This window comes from bacterium (assembly GCA_018812485.1).
Lineage (GTDB): Bacteria > JAHJDO01 > JAHJDO01 > JAHJDO01 > JAHJDO01 > JAHJDO01.
The window spans coordinates 1-16938 of sequence record JAHJDO010000170.1 but is presented as its reverse complement, the minus strand read 5'-3'; the positions used below and the strand labels follow the sequence as shown (position 1 = coordinate 16938).

Annotated in this window: 14 protein-coding genes and 1 tRNA gene; 7 read left to right on the top strand and 8 right to left on the bottom strand. The window is 62.3% G+C overall.

Annotated elements, in window-relative coordinates:
- The first annotated feature begins 56 nt into the window (after positions 1–56).
- A tRNA-Met gene (locus tag KKC91_12970) sits at positions 57–130 on the top strand.
- A gap of 88 nt (positions 131–218) precedes the next feature.
- Here KKC91_12970 and KKC91_12965 read toward each other — a convergent pair.
- Complete coding sequence (locus KKC91_12965) at positions 219–653, bottom strand: tyrosine-type recombinase/integrase (protein ID MBU0479451.1); 435 nt, start codon at positions 651–653, stop codon at positions 219–221.
- Here KKC91_12965 and KKC91_12960 point away from each other — a divergent pair.
- Positions 638–1087: a hypothetical protein gene (locus KKC91_12960; protein MBU0479450.1), complete on the top strand. Its 450-nt coding sequence runs from the start codon at positions 638–640 to the stop codon at positions 1085–1087. The two genes, KKC91_12965 and KKC91_12960, sit on opposite strands and share 16 nt — an antisense overlap.
- A gap of 45 nt (positions 1088–1132) precedes the next feature.
- On the opposite strand, the gene KKC91_12955 is transcribed toward KKC91_12960, so the two are convergent.
- Positions 1133–1798: a lamin tail domain-containing protein gene (locus tag KKC91_12955; protein MBU0479449.1), complete on the bottom strand. Its 666-nt coding sequence runs from the start codon at positions 1796–1798 to the stop codon at positions 1133–1135.
- A 25-nt stretch (positions 1799–1823) separates the two neighbouring features.
- Between KKC91_12955 and KKC91_12950 the strand changes: the two genes are divergently transcribed.
- The 4 genes from KKC91_12950 to KKC91_12935 all read left to right on the top strand — a co-directional run bounded on the left by KKC91_12950 (position 1824) and on the right by KKC91_12935 (position 10114).
- Complete coding sequence (locus KKC91_12950) at positions 1824–2159, top strand: hypothetical protein (protein ID MBU0479448.1); 336 nt, start codon at positions 1824–1826, stop codon at positions 2157–2159.
- Between the two features lie 238 nt (positions 2160–2397).
- A complete protein-coding gene (locus tag KKC91_12945; protein ID MBU0479447.1) occupies positions 2398–4770 on the top strand; it encodes a VWA domain-containing protein in 2373 nt (790 codons plus the stop codon).
- Positions 4771–4784: 14 nt separating this feature from the next.
- Positions 4785–7877, top strand: coding sequence for a tubulin-like doman-containing protein (locus tag KKC91_12940; protein MBU0479446.1), 3093 nt, complete (start codon positions 4785–4787; stop codon positions 7875–7877).
- Between the two features lie 5 nt (positions 7878–7882).
- Positions 7883–10114 (top strand): hypothetical protein, encoded by a 2232-nt coding sequence (locus KKC91_12935; protein MBU0479445.1) that lies wholly within the window; start codon positions 7883–7885, stop codon positions 10112–10114.
- 474 nt (positions 10115–10588) lie between these two features.
- Here the strand turns inward: KKC91_12935 and KKC91_12930 are convergent, their stop codons facing one another.
- From KKC91_12930 to KKC91_12910, 5 genes are all read right to left on the bottom strand, one after another.
- Entirely contained in the window at positions 10589–11548 is a 960-nt protein-coding gene (locus tag KKC91_12930; GenBank protein ID MBU0479444.1) for a hypothetical protein, read from the bottom strand.
- A 340-nt stretch (positions 11549–11888) separates the two neighbouring features.
- On the bottom strand, positions 11889–13733 hold the full coding sequence (locus KKC91_12925) for an SGNH/GDSL hydrolase family protein (GenBank protein ID MBU0479443.1): 1845 nt from the start codon (positions 13731–13733) through the stop codon (positions 11889–11891).
- Between the two features lie 577 nt (positions 13734–14310).
- Complete coding sequence (locus KKC91_12920; GenBank protein MBU0479442.1) at positions 14311–14964, bottom strand: hypothetical protein; 654 nt, start codon at positions 14962–14964, stop codon at positions 14311–14313.
- Positions 14965–14974: 10 nt separating this feature from the next.
- Positions 14975–15802, bottom strand: coding sequence for a zinc ribbon domain-containing protein (locus KKC91_12915; GenBank protein MBU0479441.1), 828 nt, complete (start codon positions 15800–15802; stop codon positions 14975–14977).
- A gap of 210 nt (positions 15803–16012) precedes the next feature.
- Positions 16013–16561 carry a hypothetical protein gene (locus KKC91_12910; protein ID MBU0479440.1) on the bottom strand — a complete coding sequence of 183 codons (549 nt, stop codon included), beginning with the start codon at positions 16559–16561 and terminating at the stop codon, positions 16013–16015.
- On the opposite strand from KKC91_12910, the gene KKC91_12905 reads away from it, so the two are divergent.
- Positions 16541–16765 (top strand): hypothetical protein, encoded by a 225-nt coding sequence (locus KKC91_12905; protein MBU0479439.1) that lies wholly within the window; start codon positions 16541–16543, stop codon positions 16763–16765. The two genes, KKC91_12910 and KKC91_12905, sit on opposite strands and share 21 nt — an antisense overlap.
- On the opposite strand, the gene KKC91_12900 is transcribed toward KKC91_12905, so the two are convergent.
- On the bottom strand, positions 16762–16938 hold a 177-nt coding region (locus KKC91_12900; GenBank protein MBU0479438.1), incomplete at its 5' end, for an integrase core domain-containing protein. The genes KKC91_12905 and KKC91_12900 overlap by 4 nt on opposite strands.

Sequence of the window (16938 nt, the reverse complement as noted above, 5' to 3'; positions counted from 1 at the left end):
GGGTCGTAGCCGGATTCCCGCTGGGTTCGGGCCGCTGGTACAATCCCGGCTCACACCGCGGGGTGGAGCAGTCTGGTAGCTCGTCGGGCTCATAACCCGAAGGTCGCGGGTTCAAATCCCGCCCCCGCTACGAAGGAGGCCCCTTGAGGAATCAGGGGTTCTCTGCGTTGTGGGGCGACTCCGGCCCCGGTGATGGTGTCTAGGAATCACACGGATAGTCACGTTCGGCCTCGAATCCCCTGTAGAGCAATGATCCGACCGTTCGCAACGGTCTGGGCGTGGATGCCCGGTAGGAGGTGTGAGTGCGTTGTCAGGGTGATCTCGATGTTCTTGTGTCCGAGCGCCTCGGAGATCGCCTTGGGATTCTCTCCGGCCGCCAATGCGGTGGTGGCGAAGGTGTGACGAAGGTCGTGCAGCCTGATTCTGCGAACACCGGAGTTCTTCACATCCTTGGCGAATCGCTTCGAGATGGTTTCCGTGTGCGGAGGTGTGTTCCATCGGGCCTGGTGAAGACGAACCCAGAATCTCGTCTGATCCTGATGGCACGTTACGGGGGCATGCCGTGGAACGTCGTCAGCGCTACCACGCTCTTCCGGCGGTGGTGGCAGAAGGCTCGCCCCGTGATTACGCTTGAGGCATGACCTCCAACGAATTCATTGAGGGGTTGCGAGAAGAGGGCTTGCCCGAGGATGACCTCTTGGCAATCTCGGAGATCCTTGAGACAGCCAAGAGAACTGGACGCCTCACGAAGAAGCAGAAGGCTGAGATCAACGCGATTCTGGCGGCCGCTGATGACGCCTTCAAGGCCGCAGACGAGGCTGAAGCACAGCGGCTGGAGAAGGAGGCCGATGCGCTGGAGGCCTACGCGAACGAACTAGACGCTGTCGTGCGCGCTGCTGCGGGCGACCGCGCGCAACTCTCGGCAGCCTCGGGGATCCTCGAGGCAGCCAAGAGAGCTGGACACCTCACGAAGAAGCAGAAGGCTGAAGTCGAGACGATTCTGGCCAATGTCGAGGCCGCAACCGAGGCGCTCGCCGAGGCAGGCAGAAGAGGGCCGTTGCTCTCGAGGCCTACGCGAACGAACTAGTGTCGCGCCACGCAACCCTAGTCGCTGACCCGACCGAGTGGCGATCTATGGCAAGCACTCCCGCAGCGTCGTGACATTGCCGGCTGGATCGATCAAGTAGGCGGTGTCACCATCGTTGTTCCACACCGCACTTCCCGTGTTCCCCCAGTACAGGGAGTCTGGGGTGTCGGTCCCGGCACCGGTGTAGAGCCGGACGGGGGCGCCGGGTGCTATCTCGAACCCGTCCGGGAAGCGGTATCGGTTCGAGGAACTTCCGTCCCTTACCATCCACCCGGAGAGGTCGATGGGTTTGGAACCCATGTTTGTGAGTTCCACCCACTCTGCGTTGAGGTTGTCGTTGTCGCTGCCGGGCGCGTCGCATTGCATGGCGCTGAAGGACATGGCGTCTCCGAGTGGTTCGGCGGGGCCGCAAGCCTCCGCTGCCCACAACCCGAGTTCAGCATTCTGGGCCGTTCTCTCGGCCTCCTCGAGCATCAGGTCCAGCCTGCAATCGGGCGGATAGCACACCGCCCAGGCGGCACCGGTTGCCACCAACTCGAGGTTGATCAGCGACCCGTCGACTCGTACATACCGAAGTAGCCGCTCGTACTGGTCAGTCTCGCTCCGATCCATGCTCAAGACGACGGTCCGGTCCGAGATCAGATCGGCGAGAGCCCGGGTCGCCTGATCGGCGTAACACTCCCCGCTCTCGGGAGCGTTGATCCCGACCAACCGGACCCGATACGGCCGACCGCCCATGAACACATCGAAGGTGTCGCCGTCGAGGACGGTGATGACCGTCGCCGTCTCAGCGTCACCTGTAAGCGCTGTCGTTGTCGATGACGTGCTCGGAGCAGTCGTGCTGGGTGGGACCGGTGTCTCGGTGGTGGAGTGGGGCGGGAGGGATGTCGAAGGTGAGGAGGTGGGTGCCGGTGGAACGGTGATCACCGCTGCCGACCTGGGAGGAGTCGAGCACGCCGCGCTGATTGCGATGACAAGGGTGCAGGCGAAGACGGCTCTCTGGAACCGACCTGATCTGCGTGCGGCGAAGTCAGTTTGCACTTCCGAGTCCTTGATTGGTGATCGCTTCTGACGGTACCCGATCCGACCGCTACGTTCGTGAGCGGCACCGACGGTCCGGTCCACACGTCGGCGCCGCTTCGGAGGTGGCCTTTGGGATCTCGAGGAGCGAGCAGGAGTAGTCGCATGAAGTGAGACGGCGGACCCTTCCCCTTGGTGGGTGCTTCCTGGTTCAGTTCGGGGGGATCGGGTCTCCCGGTCACACCTCCGGCCATGTTGGTAGAGTCCGGTACCACGGAGGGAGGGCGCAAGTGGCCAGGCAAACTGTCCGGCGAGCATCTGGACTTCTAGCCGTCGTCGTCCTTTTGGTCAGTCCCCTAGCAGCAGGTGTAGCAGCCGCTGACACCGACGACGCCTCTGAGATTCCCCCGGGATTGATCGTCCTGCTCATTGACGAATCAGGGAGCCTCTCAGAGCAGGACGTGGCCGCCGAGATCTCTTCCGCCGGGTACCTCGCGCTGGCAGACCCCTCTGGGAATTCACAGATCGCCGTCGTCGGGTTCGGCAGTTCGAACACGACAGGGCAGAACGCCGTACAGGAGTACTGCGCCTTCACCCCGAGCTCAGGCGATAGCAGCCGGTTGCTGAGCGCCTGTCTCGACAAAGTCCACCCTCGATCAATACAAGAAGGCAACGACACCGACCACGCAGCTGCTCTCGAGCACGCCCTCGAACTCCTCGAAGGGGAGCGAGCCAGCGACGGTTCCGATTACCGCAAGGTTGTATTCCTCTTCACCGACGGCGTCCTCGACGTTCACAACAGCCCTAGTTACGGCTCGAGAGACCGCGACGAGGAGGCGTGGCGGATCATCGAAGAGGACCTCCTGCCGAGAGCCGAACAGGCCGGCATCCAAGTCTGGCCCCTCGGCTTCGGGTCAGCAGACATCGGGCAGCTCCAACGCCTGGCCGGGGGATCTGCACCTGCCGACCCCCGCTGCTCAGATCCCATCTCAACAACGCCATCCGCCCAAGTCGTCACCGATCTCAACGATCTGGACTCGATTCTCCTGGATGCCCTGGCCGGATCCACCTGCGGCGATGTCGAGGAATCCACAGGACCGCCGGAGGTGAATCCGGGGGAAACCGTCGTGCGCACCCTCGAGATCCCTCCCATAGCCACCGATGTCACCATCACGGCAATCCGGGGCGACGCCCGGGTGACGATCGAGTTCCTCATGCCGAACGGGTCGCCCGCCCCCCGCCAAGGATCCGTCGACGGGCAGGTCTTCAACCACTCGACCGCCGAGACCGGGACTTCGGAGGTACTGAGAGTCACCGACCCAATCCCAGGATCGTGGAAGGTGTCCTTCACGGCTCCAGAAGGTCTTGAGACCCAGTTCATCGGGGCGAGGGCTCTGTGGGTCGGCGCCGTCACGGCGCTCATTGACATCGACCCGCAAGCACCCCGTCAAGGCAGCGAATTGCTCGTTGAGCTCAGGCTGAGGACCAGGCGAGAGATCGTCTTGGACGCTGACACCCTGGAAGGGCTCGCCTTCACCGCCACCGCCCAACTTGAGAACCTACCGGACACATCGATTGCCCTCCGCGACGATGGGATGTCCGGGGATCGACAGACCGGCGATGGGGTCTACTCAGGGTTCGTCTCCATCGCCGACGACTACCAGGGCGACGGTCAGATCGTGGGCACCGTTTCCGGTCGAGGCCTCATACCGGACTCCAGGCCTGTATTCTTCCGAGTCGACCCGCCAACGGCCCCGATCTTCGATGTCGGTCTCGAGATCGACCCGCCCACTGCGATGGCCCCGGGAGAATCGATCACCGGGACCGTGTCTGCTGTCAATGAAGGCGACCCCAGGCGCGTTCGCATCGGGATCTCCGACAGCAATGCCGCCGGCGCCAACCTGGAGCTTCTGGAACCACTCGAGTTCGACATACCCTCGGGCGTCTCCGACCACTCATTCACTCTCCAAGTGGGGGAAGGGACGGCCGACGGTCAGGTGAGCCTGAAACTACAAGCCAGAACCCTCCCTGATCAGGAGGTCGTGGCCAGCCGAACGATCGTCTTCGATGTCTCCACACCACCACCCCCGCCACCCCCACCGGCGCCGCCGTCCTTCTGGGCGAAGCACTGGTGGAAGTTCCTGTTCGGCTTCATCCTCCTAGGGGCGGCCCTGATCGTGGCGCGGATCCTTCAGCAAAGAAACCGGATCCCCATCAACGGAATCGCGATCACCGCTGTTGGGGAGAACGAGACCGGCGGCACGATTGAGAGTGAGTCGCTCAAGGCCCGCCGCAAACACCGGCACCAGATCGCCTTCATCTCGCGAAACGCCGGGGGTTCCCCGGAACTCAAAGAGGTGTCCCCCAAGGCACCGAACGCCCTGATCGTTCGCGCCACACGAAACGAGGGGCTCACACTCAATGTGCCAAAGGCCCGGCCCCTTCGGATCACACTCGAATCACCGATCGAGATCGGCGAGGGTCTCTCAATCGTCGTGCGGGCTGACCAGAAGACGAAGGACCGCATTCTGAGATCACCCAACCGGTCAACGCCATCGATACGATCGTCGACCAGGATTCCCAATAGCTCTAGCACCACAACAACGACGAAGCCCGCCCGCAGGGGGCCAGAGAAGCCGGACGACGGCTACGGCGCCATCTAGGAGAGCGACCCATCATGCGCATCTACAACCCGATTCTGTACGTCGGTCTTGGAGGAACGGGGTTACACCTCGGTTCCATCCTCGAGCGCCGGTTCCGTGAGGAACTCTGCGGACCTGACGGCACCGCTCTCACCGACAAGGGCCTCCAGGGACTCCGGCCCTTCGAATTGCCAGAGGCTGTCCAATTCGTGTACGCCGACTACGACCAAGAGGACATCAACAGGGTCCTGCGGCGCCTCAGTCCCACGGACAAGAACATATCGGTCATCACCGATCTCGCTCCCGCCAAGGAGGCCTCCTACTCCGAGTGCGCCGCCAGTCTGCGTGCCAGCGTCCCCAGTGCCATCAAGAGCTGGATCCCCCCAGGCGACATTCCCGTCGCCCCTCTCACCAAAGGTGCCGGTCAATTCCCCACGGCGGGCCGCGCCGCTCTGTGGCAAACACTCGTCAGGTACGGCGGCTACAACTCGATCGCATCGGCCATCGAGGGGGCCGTCGTTCGGCAGGCGAGCGGAACTGCTCGCGGCCAACTGCATCAACTCGCACAGAACCCACCCCCATCCACCTACGACGTGTACGTGGGGTTCTCCGTCGCGGGGGGAACCGGCTGCGGGGTCTTTTACGACTTCTTGTACTACATCTCCCACGTCTACGAAACGACCCTGCAGGGGGCGACGGTACGAATCTATCCCCTCGTCATGCTTCCATCGATCATCCCAGGTGTGGACGCCGATGACTTGAGGCTGCTGAGGCTGAACGGCGCCCGCGCGCTTATCGACCTGTTCTCCCTCGTTGACAACAACAACAGCGGTCTCGACGAGAACCGACAGCACCTCCAGTTGGCCTACCACGATGGCAATACGTTGTCGACAATGTGGATGAAGCCGGCGACCATCCCAACAGCGTTCGTGTTCTCGCTTCCGGCCGGAGTTGATTCCGAAGACATGTACGACTCGGTCTCGTCACTCGTCGTGGCACTCTCGGGGACCGAAGCAGTGCAGCAGGCCGACGACAACAACACGGCGGCCGCCCAGACGTCATTTGCCAGCCGATTCATCAATGAGGGTATCAAGCGGGATTACCCTGCCCAGAGCGGGATCGGCCGCCGAGGCGTGTCCTCGAGCGTGGTGGCTTCACTCGAGGTACCGCACGACAAGATCGTCTCGATCATCGGTGATCACCTTCTAGCAAGGGCGGTCGCTCAACTGAAGGCCCCCGGGATCGATGAGGACAATAGAGGACTGATCTCACGGTTTGTCGACGCAACCACGCTGAGAGAACTCCGCTCCAGGAGCGCGGACGGCATCCAGAACGTGATTGAGAGAACCGGTGCGGCAGCTATTAGCGAGGAACTCAACGACCGTGCGGATGTCATCGTCGAGCAACTGCAGAAGGCCGATGAGGACGTTCGGATCCGCGTAGGGGATGTGGCGGCGTTTTGGTACCGCGATGGTTTGGTGGGTGTCATGTCGGAGGGGGTGGACCCGTTCCGAGCCCAGAGGGTTGTCTCAGGACACACAGGGCTCAAGGGCGCCAGCAAGGGGGGGCTGGACGGTTGGCTCAACTGGTCAATGCGCTCGATCTCCTCCGAGGCCGATTTCGTGGCCTCAACACCGCCGATTCCCTACAACCTCCGGGATCGGTTCTTCGGGTTGCTCAAACTCAAGCCAGGACACCACAGCGTTCAAGCCGCGATCTTGGACCAGAACGATTGGTTCGATTGGAGCGTCAAGAATCTCTGGTCGAACCACTGGCAAGCACATCAACCCAACTGGCAGCAGACCGTTCGTAGCCTTGAGCACGAGCTCGGCCAGCTCTGTGTCGCCCTCACCAGAGTGGAGACTGACGATGCCAACCAGTTCAGCCGGGGCGCCAAACTGTATGAAAACAGGCGCCTTGTCCGGTACCGGCTCCCGAGGGGAAACCCCGAGACCGGTCTGTATGAGTTCTACAACAAGACCGTCGAGAGAATCCGCGAGGTTCGACAGCTTGGGACCGTCAACGAGGCCAAGATCTTCGAGAGCGTCATCGCTGATGCCATCGGCGGCCAAAGCGGCTGGCGGCCCGTACTCAAGTCTCTCTTCGATGACTCTGCTGAGGCGGCCGTGTCCTACCTGCAGGACAAGGTCCGTTCGGCAGTCCGAGCAGCGCTCCAGGATCCGGCACGCGGGCCAATGCTCCCGTCCCTGCAAGCCGACCTCAAGGCCGCCATCAAGGGCGAGCCTCCCGAGGAACTCATGGCGGACTTGGGTGAGCTGGTCACCAAGGCCATTATTCCTGGAGGCCCAGGCGGACCAGGGCGTCTGCGGATGCTCGTCTCCTATCCAGCCGATGCCCAGAGCGATACCATCGAGGGCTTCCTCAAGGCCAACATCCCCGAGATCAAGGATGCCGAACTCGCCCCCAACCAGTCCGAGATGCTGTCCGTTGTGATGCACAGGACACAATTGGGTCTCGATGAGGTGAGGGAGATACGGCTTCTCATTGGTCTCTGGACGCAGGCAGCGATCCGCCCGCTTGAGTTCGATAAGTTGTACTGGAGGCAGCGGCTCGGCTACGCCCAAAGATCACTGCAGATCACCCCCGCTCCACGCGCGTTCATTCTCAACCGGATTCTGCTCGCTCTGTGGTCCGGACTCGTCGAATGCCTGCCCGACGTCGAGAACCCGACGACTCTGAGAATCCGACCCCATCTCGAACTCCGCGAGCAAGTGCGCGCAATCGAGCTTGGGCTCCACTCATATGACCAGGCCTCGGGTTGGGCGAGTGTCGTTGACGCCTACGAGACGTTCGTCATGACAGCTTCGGACCTCGACCGGGACATCTGTTCCTCGATCATCACCGGCACCGACCCCCAATGGATCGCCTCGCGCACTTTCGTGGAACCAAGCGAGGATTTCGTTAGGTTTCTCGATGTCGCCAAGTTGCAGCCAAGCATTTTGCGGGGCATTCTCAACAAGCTCGAGGAAGACCGCCAAGATATGGCGAGCCACTACCTGAGCTTCTGGACGGACCTGTACCCCACCACACTCAAGCACCGGTTCGAGGCGACGAACGGGTACCGAAACCTCGCCGATCTCCTTGCGGTTTACGAGCAGCAGACGTGAATCTGATGCCAGGTGCCATTGACCAGGTCGTCATCACGCTGGATGTTGGACAGGTCGGCGAGAAGTTCGATGAGTCCGCTCTCTTGGAGATCCAAAGGAACCAGGCCGCTCTCACTGCGACCTCCTCAACGGTCGGTGTGGGGCGGGTGCTCATAGTTGCCTCGCCCACAACCGTGATGTCGGAATTCGGGCACATCCAGATGATCGCTGGCGCAGCCTCGGTCAGATCGACCATCCTGCTCATCATCGGTCGCAATGCTGGCGCCCGTGATCACGCACTGGTGGTACCGGACGGGCTCTTCTCGTCTCTGCGCACGCCCGTGATCTGGGTCGCTGACGAGATCGGCGTGTTCTACGAACCGCCTTCCCTATCTGCGGACCAGATCGCTGTTGGCGAAGACACATCAAGGACCGAGGTGCTCATGGACGCTCTCGCGACACCGGAGGTCTTCGACAAAGTACGAGAGGTCGTGGGCCAGTGGCGGCGCCCACTGACCGTTGGCATGGAGGCGATCCGTGTCGGAAGCAGTTACACGGTGAATATCGCTGCGGCCGACCGCTACGTCGCCGAAACGATCGTCGGAGACGGCGCCACCGTCGGCTTCGATGACGTCGTGTCAGATCGCTGGCTCCTTGAGCGCTTTCCTGAGTGCGATCCAGAGAATCGGTTCTTCATCACCGGCGGCATCCTGAGACCACTCATCGATGAAGCCGACGACCGCATCGAGATCGTCGAAGACCTCACTGCCGATCTGGTGGAGAACCGCCCTGCCTGGGCATTCGACCCCGAGGAGCTCAAAGGGACCATCCGAGACGCAGTGGGAGCCCTGGCGCACCTCAAGGAGTCTCTGAAGAACGCCGTGGCCGGCGTGGACGCCTCAAAGGCGAACACCGTCTCGGATGCTCTGCACTACCTTGGTATCACGGACCCGTTTGGAGAGTTCGATGATCAGGCAGCGGCCCTCGATGCTGCCCAGGCGATTCAGGACCAGAGTCTCGCCCATCTCGAAGATGGCAAACCGCTTCTTGCGGTGGCTTCGCGTGTTCTGAAGTTGGCGGCACAAGGAACTCCCCTCGCACCCAAGCAAGCTGCGGCGCTCATCGAAAGCGCCCTCCCCGACAAGCAACTCGCAGCGATGGAGGCTACCGAGCCGCCCCCAGTGGAGTTCTGGCACCCCATGAGTCTGCTTGCGGTCTTCCTGGCCGCCGTTGCATCAGGGACATGGGACTTCCACTGGCCAATTGCCTGGGGTGCTCCGATCGCCTTTTTCCTCGCCTTCGTGCTCGGAACGGCCCTCAGCAGATTCCTGCCTCGCCATGCGGACAACACCTCCTACGCCTTCCCAACCGAGATCTACGGGGCCGGACCCCTGCTGATCGCACTCGCCGTTGGACTCCCTATCGGGCTGCTCATCGGTGCAGGGCTTCGGCCCCCGATACCTGTCAGCTGTGCCCTCGTGCTTCCCGCCACAGCATTGATACTCGCCGGCCACCACATCGAGTGGCGTCGCTGGAGGATCCGCTGGCAACGGTCCTTGGACGAGTGTGATCTGAAGGGAAGCCGAACACGACTGATCGATAGCGCCCGGCTACTGATCTACGAGAACTGGGTCCTCGGCGATCAGCGCCGACGGTTCCGCCAATACGCCCTCAATCTCGCCGCATCGTTGGCGGCCGCCGCCGAGGCGGTGAGTCCCGACGCCGGACCAGGGTCCCCTGAGCCTGCAGCCCCAGTGCTCGAAATAGTCGAGGTGCTTTGGTCGGACTATGCGGCGATTGTCAGGCAGGTGATTGACTCATCCCGAGCGAACGCACTCGGCGCCAGAGACGACGGGATGGCGGAGCATGTGAAGGAGGCAACCAAGGACCGCGTCGATACCTACCGCAGACACCTCGCCTCGCGCGGCCTTCTTGTCGACCCACCGCTCGGCCGCAAGGAGAGGTCCGACAAGAGGTCCGGGCTCATCCAGCACCTTTGGCGGACTGCCGCCAGCGACGTTCGGCCTCTCCTGGCGATGTCACGCAACGACCCCATGACCCACCTCGTCCGTCCACAAGACCTCCAGATCCTCGACATCGGCGACGGCATGACCGACCCCATAATGTTCGGACCAGCGGAAGCCGCAGCCCTCGTCGAAGACCAGCCTGCCCTGTCGGTCACATTGGTTAGAAGCCCCCACATAGCCGGCGCCCTTCGATTCATCAGATTGCGAGAGGGAACCTTCGGCAAGGAGTGATTGATTCGCCGAACCACAAGGAGGAACGGTGATCGCCAAGATCCGTCCGATCACGTGGGTGTGGGTCGGCGTCAATGTGGTCGTACTCATCCTTCTGCTGCTGGGGGGAGGCGGAGTCATCGGTGCCTGCCTTCCCCCCGAAGATCTACTCGACTGCCTCAGTTCGATCGGCAAGACGTACATTCTCTGGACGATCTGGCTGCCGGTCAACATCGGCCTGGCAGCAATCTGGATCATCACACGGTTCACTTCACCGCGGTGCCCAAAGTGCCAGAGCTTCTTGAGGTCAGGCCAGGTCGAGTGCCCCGGCTGCGGTGAACCGCGCGGAGGTGCACCCAGCAGACCGCGAGCGACCGAGATAGAATCTCGCTTCAGCGGGCTGAGAGACGATCAGCAGACACACCATCGGCAACGGCCGCGGCGACCCCCGTCGGACGATGGGTACGGCAGCATCTAGACGCGATCAAGAAAGCGTCAGAAGGCCAGGCCCGGAAAGAACCGCAGAACCGCTGACAGCCCCATTGCCGTCGAAACAACAACAGCGGACAGGGTGAGAACCACGGCGAGCAGTCGTGTCCCCAACAAGTTGGCGGAACCCGAGACAGATCTCCTGTCAGTCCACGTCCCTGCTATCCGTCCCGCCCACCAGCGCGCCAGCAGAAGCCCCCCAACGCCGAGAAGGAACCCGAGCAGGTTCGTCAGTATCGGTATCACGCTGGGATACGAAGTCGAGAGTGCCCATCGCCCCAGGGTCCGTATGCCTGCACCAGCGAAGGGAGGAGCCAACAGGCCAAGTGCAATGACGGTGCCAACACCCCGCCCGGCAGCACAGATCAATCCAGGGGAAGCCGAGACAAAGACGAGAGCGCTCAGGGAGATCGCCACGAGCAACACCCAGGGTGAAGAGAGCCGAAGCACCGCACCGATGCCGGCCATTTGATCCTGTGGAGTAGCCTGAGCGGGGGTCGCACCGCCCCCATCGAGAACCCGCCAAACACCGGGATCCATGCCATCGGGCAGTGGGACGATAATGTAGCGGCCCTGTAGCAACTGCAACCCGCCGGTCACCGTTCCATCTGCCGCGGTCAGTGCCCAAGCACCGGCAGCCTCCCGTTCCGACCGCGTGAGATGGAACTCGGAGTCTCCCACCTCGAGGCCGAGCACGCGAACATCGTCTCGATTCTCCCCAAGATCGAGCACGAGCAACGCGCTACCACGATCGGCGCCGAGCGTCAGATAGCTGCCATCGCGTCGTAAGACCGCTGCTCCGCGCACGCCATTGAAGTCCTCGTCACAGCCAGGCTGCAGGCAACGTTCGCTCACGTAGAGCACCCGTGTGGCATCGATGGCGAAGAGTGGCGCAACGACTGGGAACAGACTGATAACGAAAAGGAGAGGGAGCAACAAGGTCGCCAGCGATACCGTCTTGTTCAAGCCGACTTGGTCTGTCGTCGGTCGGAGTCCCGACGGGAAGAGAGCTTGAGTTGCGCGCCGGTCCAGGCTCCGCAGCGACTCGCCAACCGGAGCTCGGTGATTAGAAGTCATTGGTAGCCTGCATCGCTGGGTCGGATCCTAGATGCTCGAAGACTCGCCTGCTCCGCCGACCGGGCCTCCGAGGAGATTGACCTCAGTTTCGGAGTGGTCATGCCACAGGTTTCGCCAGAGCGAGGTCATTGGGTCAACTGGGCCGAAGCTCTGGCCCGTTTCACCGAGATCGATTCCTAACGACGCCTTCCTGGCGTTGTCGCCGGTCGCCGGCCGAGCGCGGTACGTATCAGAGACACCCTTCTACCCCTATGGATTCGCCGGCGATGATGCCGGTCACGAGCCCGGCACCATTGGTCTCGAAGACCATGCCCTGGTCCCCGAAGTCGGCGAAGAGCCACAACCCGCCTTCCACGTAGGGGTGGATGTCGATGGTGAGGCGGTCCCCGTACGCGGCCAGGACCTCCTCCTCGGTACTCCGCAAGCGGATTCCCTCTCGGGTCTCCTGGTCGATGTACCCCTGCGGAGCCAGGTAGATCGCTGTAATCCGGTCGTAACGCATCTCTAGGAGGAATCCGAGGTCGGTCTCCACGTCATAGCAGGCGTCACCGAAGGGCTTGTTGACCACAGCGCCGAAGGTGTCGTCACTGAAGCCCGATGCGGCGATTGCCTCATTGAGTGACATCCCAACCCGGATGGGACCGATCCCTCCGGGATCGAGTTTCCAGCAGTTCGCGATGCACTCAATGCCTGCGCAGAGGCTCTGACACCGCTCCAGATCGGAGATCGTGGTGGTGGTCTCCGCCAAGGTGGTCGTCGTTGCCGTGGGAAGCGTCGTCGGTGTGGATGCTGGCAGGCTGCTCCTTGTGGCATCAGCGAAAGCTTCAGCCATGGCCTCATGACCCGGACCCGTGGGATGCAGCGAATAGCGATACTTGTCGGGACTGACGATCAGCCCGTTGAACCAGCTTCCCTGTGACCCGCAGGCCTCATGACCAGCGAAGTCGTCAGGGGGCGGGACGTAGATCACTCCCGATCGGCGAGAAGCGGAGGAGATCCTGTCGTTCAGGGTCTCCGTCAACCGCCAGAACCACTCCCGTTCGTTGGGATTGAACTCGATGAGACAGGCTCGCTCGGATCGCCTCGGGAACATGTGCGGGTAGCCCATGATGTACACCCTGGCGTTGGGTGCTCTACTGCTGATTTTCGACAGCAGCTCCTCCAGGCGATTCTCCACACCTTCGACGTTCGCCTCGATGTCTCTTCGCCATGCCGATCGCGCCGGACTGATGCAGTCTGAGAAGAGGCACGTGAGGATGACTTGTTCGAACGGTACGTCATTACCCCCGACTGTCACAGTCACAATCTGGGTGTCATCGGAGAGCCACTTGACCTGTGCGGCCTCTCGCCATTTGCCCCCGCGGGACACGTTTGAAATCGTTGCACCACTACAGGCGCGGGTCACCATCGAGAGGTCGAGCGCGGATGCCAGCAGTTCGGGGTACGCACTCGTGGACCTATGACACTCGTCGACCAGCGGGATGCTCGAGTCGAGGTGGAAGGGTTCCACGCCCTCACCGGAGGAGAACGAATCACCGAGTGCTACGTATTGGCGGGACATCTCGTCTGGGGTGGGTTGGAGCTCCGCTCCCACCGGGAGAGTGGCTCGAGACCACAACACCTGCCATGTTGAGAAGTGATCGGTTCTCACACGGACGACTCGATCCTCCCAGTCCGCTTCGCCGAGTGCCGGAATCCATCCAAGTTCGTCGGTATAGACCACAGCAAATACATCCACCTCACCGGGCCCACCGCCGACTCTGGCTGGATCGAACGGAACCTCCACAGTCACGTCACCGGTCAAGGCTCCGCTGACGGTCTCGAACGTAACGACATCGCCGGCTAACTGAATGCCTTCGGGCTCGATCTGGGGACCTGAGCCGCCCACAATGATCCTGATGGAGGTGCCCGCCGACACCGATCCTGGAGGTACCTCTACTCTCGCCGAATCGGCGTCGCCAACGACACCACCATCCGTGCCCACGGCTCCAACGGTGGATGCAATCTGGGGACCCCCGAACGCGAACGCCCAGATACCCGTCTCGGCCACGAGGACAGCAACGGCTACGACCATCGCCGCAGGCCAACCGAGCGTTCTCCATCGGTTGGCTACTCCGATGGCTCTATCCCCGAGGATCGAGATACCGCACTCGATGCAGACCCCCTCGGTCGATGTCTCAGATGCTCGACACCGAGGGCAGCGGCCGGTACTAGCGCTCATCTCGAATCGGGGAGGTACCGAGGGCGCGCCACAGGGGGGGCAAGACGTCTCGATTGGGACGGAGCGGAACCCACACGGAAGGCAGCCAGCGACCGTGATGTGGCACCCGTGGAGGGTGGGGTGACCAATGCTGCGCGACCTGCGCAAGCACCCTGATCATCAAGCACCGCGGAATGGCAGGCAGGGTACGTCACCTCAACAGACTATACGTCGGAGGTTGCATCACAAATAGGGTCAGTCGTGCAAGAGGAGGAGTGGGATTGACCCCCGGACACAGGTCGTCGCTGTATCGCTGGGAGAGAAGCTCTTGGCGGTCGCCGGTCCTGGTGCCGTGGTCCTGTACGGGAAGCGAGCCGCCACTGCCGAAACAACGTCCTGCACGTCGATGGTCTAGCGCTGCGTAGCAGGCAGCTAGGGGGATTCGCGTTGCCTAGATGCCGCTTTGGAGGATCCGAAGCCGGGTTCGTTTGGCTTCGAAGACCTGTGCGAGGTCGTGGGAGCCTGCCTGTCGTGCCTCATCGATGAGCCGAGCTAGGAGTTCTAGAGCTTGGGCGTTCCTCAGTGCCGGGTAGCGTTCCATGACCTGGTGCTCGGCTTGGGCGTCATCGGCCTTCACGAAGGCCATGAGCATCTGCTGTTCGACAGCGACAGTGTCGCCCATGTCTTCAGCGGAGAACGGTCCGGCCGAGCCATCAGGATCATCGAGCTGTTGTGCTTCGGCGATAGCGATTCGGAGCGCTTCGTCGACGAGTTCGTGGGTGAGGCTCGATCCGAGGAATGAGTACCGGAAGACTATTCGGCCCTCGTCGTCCTCCGTCCAGCCACCCATCGGGATGTTGAAGCTCTTCCGCATGAGTTCCCGAGGCGACACGCTCCGGTCGTCACTCCTGTTGACAGCCATCAGATTGACGAGAGCGTCATTCTCTTGCCATGGGAACACGTGGATTTGGATGGCGACATCGCCGCTCGCTGTCGAAAGGACCGGATCGACGTCGTCGATGTCCACTGCCCCCGCCCCGCACACGCTCCTAAGGATCGAGGTGAGCCGATTGAAGCACTCCTGTTGGGCGGTTGAAGAGAACAATCGGGGTCTCCTAGGTTGCAATTGATGCTGCTGCTATCAGAAGGTGAAGGGCGGTGGCGAGCTCTCCATCGTGATGGAGGCGTTGGTCGATCTGTGCCTTCCAAGTGAGGCGGGTGACTATGTCGTCGCCGAACATCCAGTCGGCGAGGGCCAACACCGCGCGACCTTTCGAAAGCGCGGACGACACGACGATCTCGATGTGGTTGTCGAGTCGATCCGAGAAGCGGAGCAACTGGCGCTGAGCCTCGTACTCCCGGATATCGGACATCGACCACAGCTCAATGGTGGACGGATCTGGGGTCCACAACACGATGCTCTTGCGGGTGACGAGCAGCGCGCCGAAGTCGGTCCTGATCGCCGCCGGACCCCGCGCAAGCATGTCGCGCGCTCGGGACTGGGACGGCTCCCGGCGTCGGGTATCGATTCGGACCACGCCGTTCACGACCACCCGGGATGGGTTCCCGGGTCGGCCGTTGACTGGCACAGCGATCAGGTAGTCAGAGACAGGAGTGGGAACGCCGTAGAGGATCCCGGAACTCGCAGCTTGGCGGAATAGGTCGATGATCGCCAGCTCACGCCAACCCAAACTGCGGAACAGCGCTACCCATTCTGCCGCTTCGACCGCCGGTATCCCCGCCCCCGGACCCATCGATTCGCGACCGCAAGCCTCGCAGAAACGATCCCGCACGGGTACGACTGCCCCGCAACGATCACAGCGGTATGCGAAACGGGCGCCACAATTGGGACAGAAGGCAGCGGAGCTCTGGACTCGAACCGAACATCGCGCACAGATCGCGCCACGATCGGCAATGCCGCCGCGAGAAGCCGATGTTGCCATTGCTCCATGGTACGTCGGGGACTCGCGTCATGAGCACGAGGGCTGAGAGCTGCGCGCCGACGCCAGCGTGCCATGCGCCGGCTCACCTTGGGTTTCGCAAGTGACGAATGGGAATCCGGCGTCTCGACGAGCGGGAACGATTCGCGTCAACCTGGAGTACATCATCGACCTGATGACACTGGGTCCCCGCCGAGATCTGGTCGTCTTCGGTCAGAGCCAACCGATACGCCGGAAGTGCCATCTCAGGCCGAGGGCGGCCACGACCATGACCACGATGGCCAGGCCGAAGAGCCAGCCCAACTCGGGGAAGTGCCGGAAATTCATCCCGTAGATCCCGGCGATGATCGTGGGCACAGCAGCGATGGCGGCCCAGGCGGACACCTTCTGGGCGATCACATTCTGTCGCACCGTCACCCGGGCCAGGTTGGCGCTGAGCAGCCCATCGAGGCGGCCGGACAGTTGCGCCAGTGACTCGGTCAGTCGGCGGGCATGGTCTCCGACATCCCTGAGGAAGGGCCGCAGAGCCTTCGGCGATGCGACGGGCTTGTCGAGTTCCAGCGTGTCGAGGATGGGGAGCACCGGGTGGACACTCCTCATCAGACGGTCGACACGGCGCCTGTGCTGGTAGATCGCCTCGCTCTGGTCGAGGTCACCCTCGAAGACGCTCTGTTCGATCCGTTCGCCTTGATCGCTCAGCTCGGGCAAGTCATCGTGGGACAGAAGGTCCAGACCCGCCTCATGATGCAGGCGTCGACGCATCTCGACTTCGAAGCCGAGGCGGAAGCGGCGCTCGGCCCGGGGGTCGACGCCTTGACGGCCCTGCTGGAGGATCTGACGGCGTCGGGATATCTGCGAGCGGTGCCGCCGTACGTGTTCATCAGCATGTTCGTCGATGTCCTCACGACGTCCGCAGGCATGGAGCGGGTGAAGAGCTCGGTGTACGGCGAGGACTTCTCCGACTAGGTGTGCATCGCGGGGAGGTTGTCCCTGATGACGCTGGTGGGGGTGGCCCAGCCGAGCGCTCCGTGGGATCGGTGGTGATTGTAGAAGTGGATGAACCCGGCGTAGGCGGCGGTTCGTTCGTCTTCTGAGCCCCAGGGGCGGATGTAGGCCCATTCCTCCAGCAGGATCCGGTG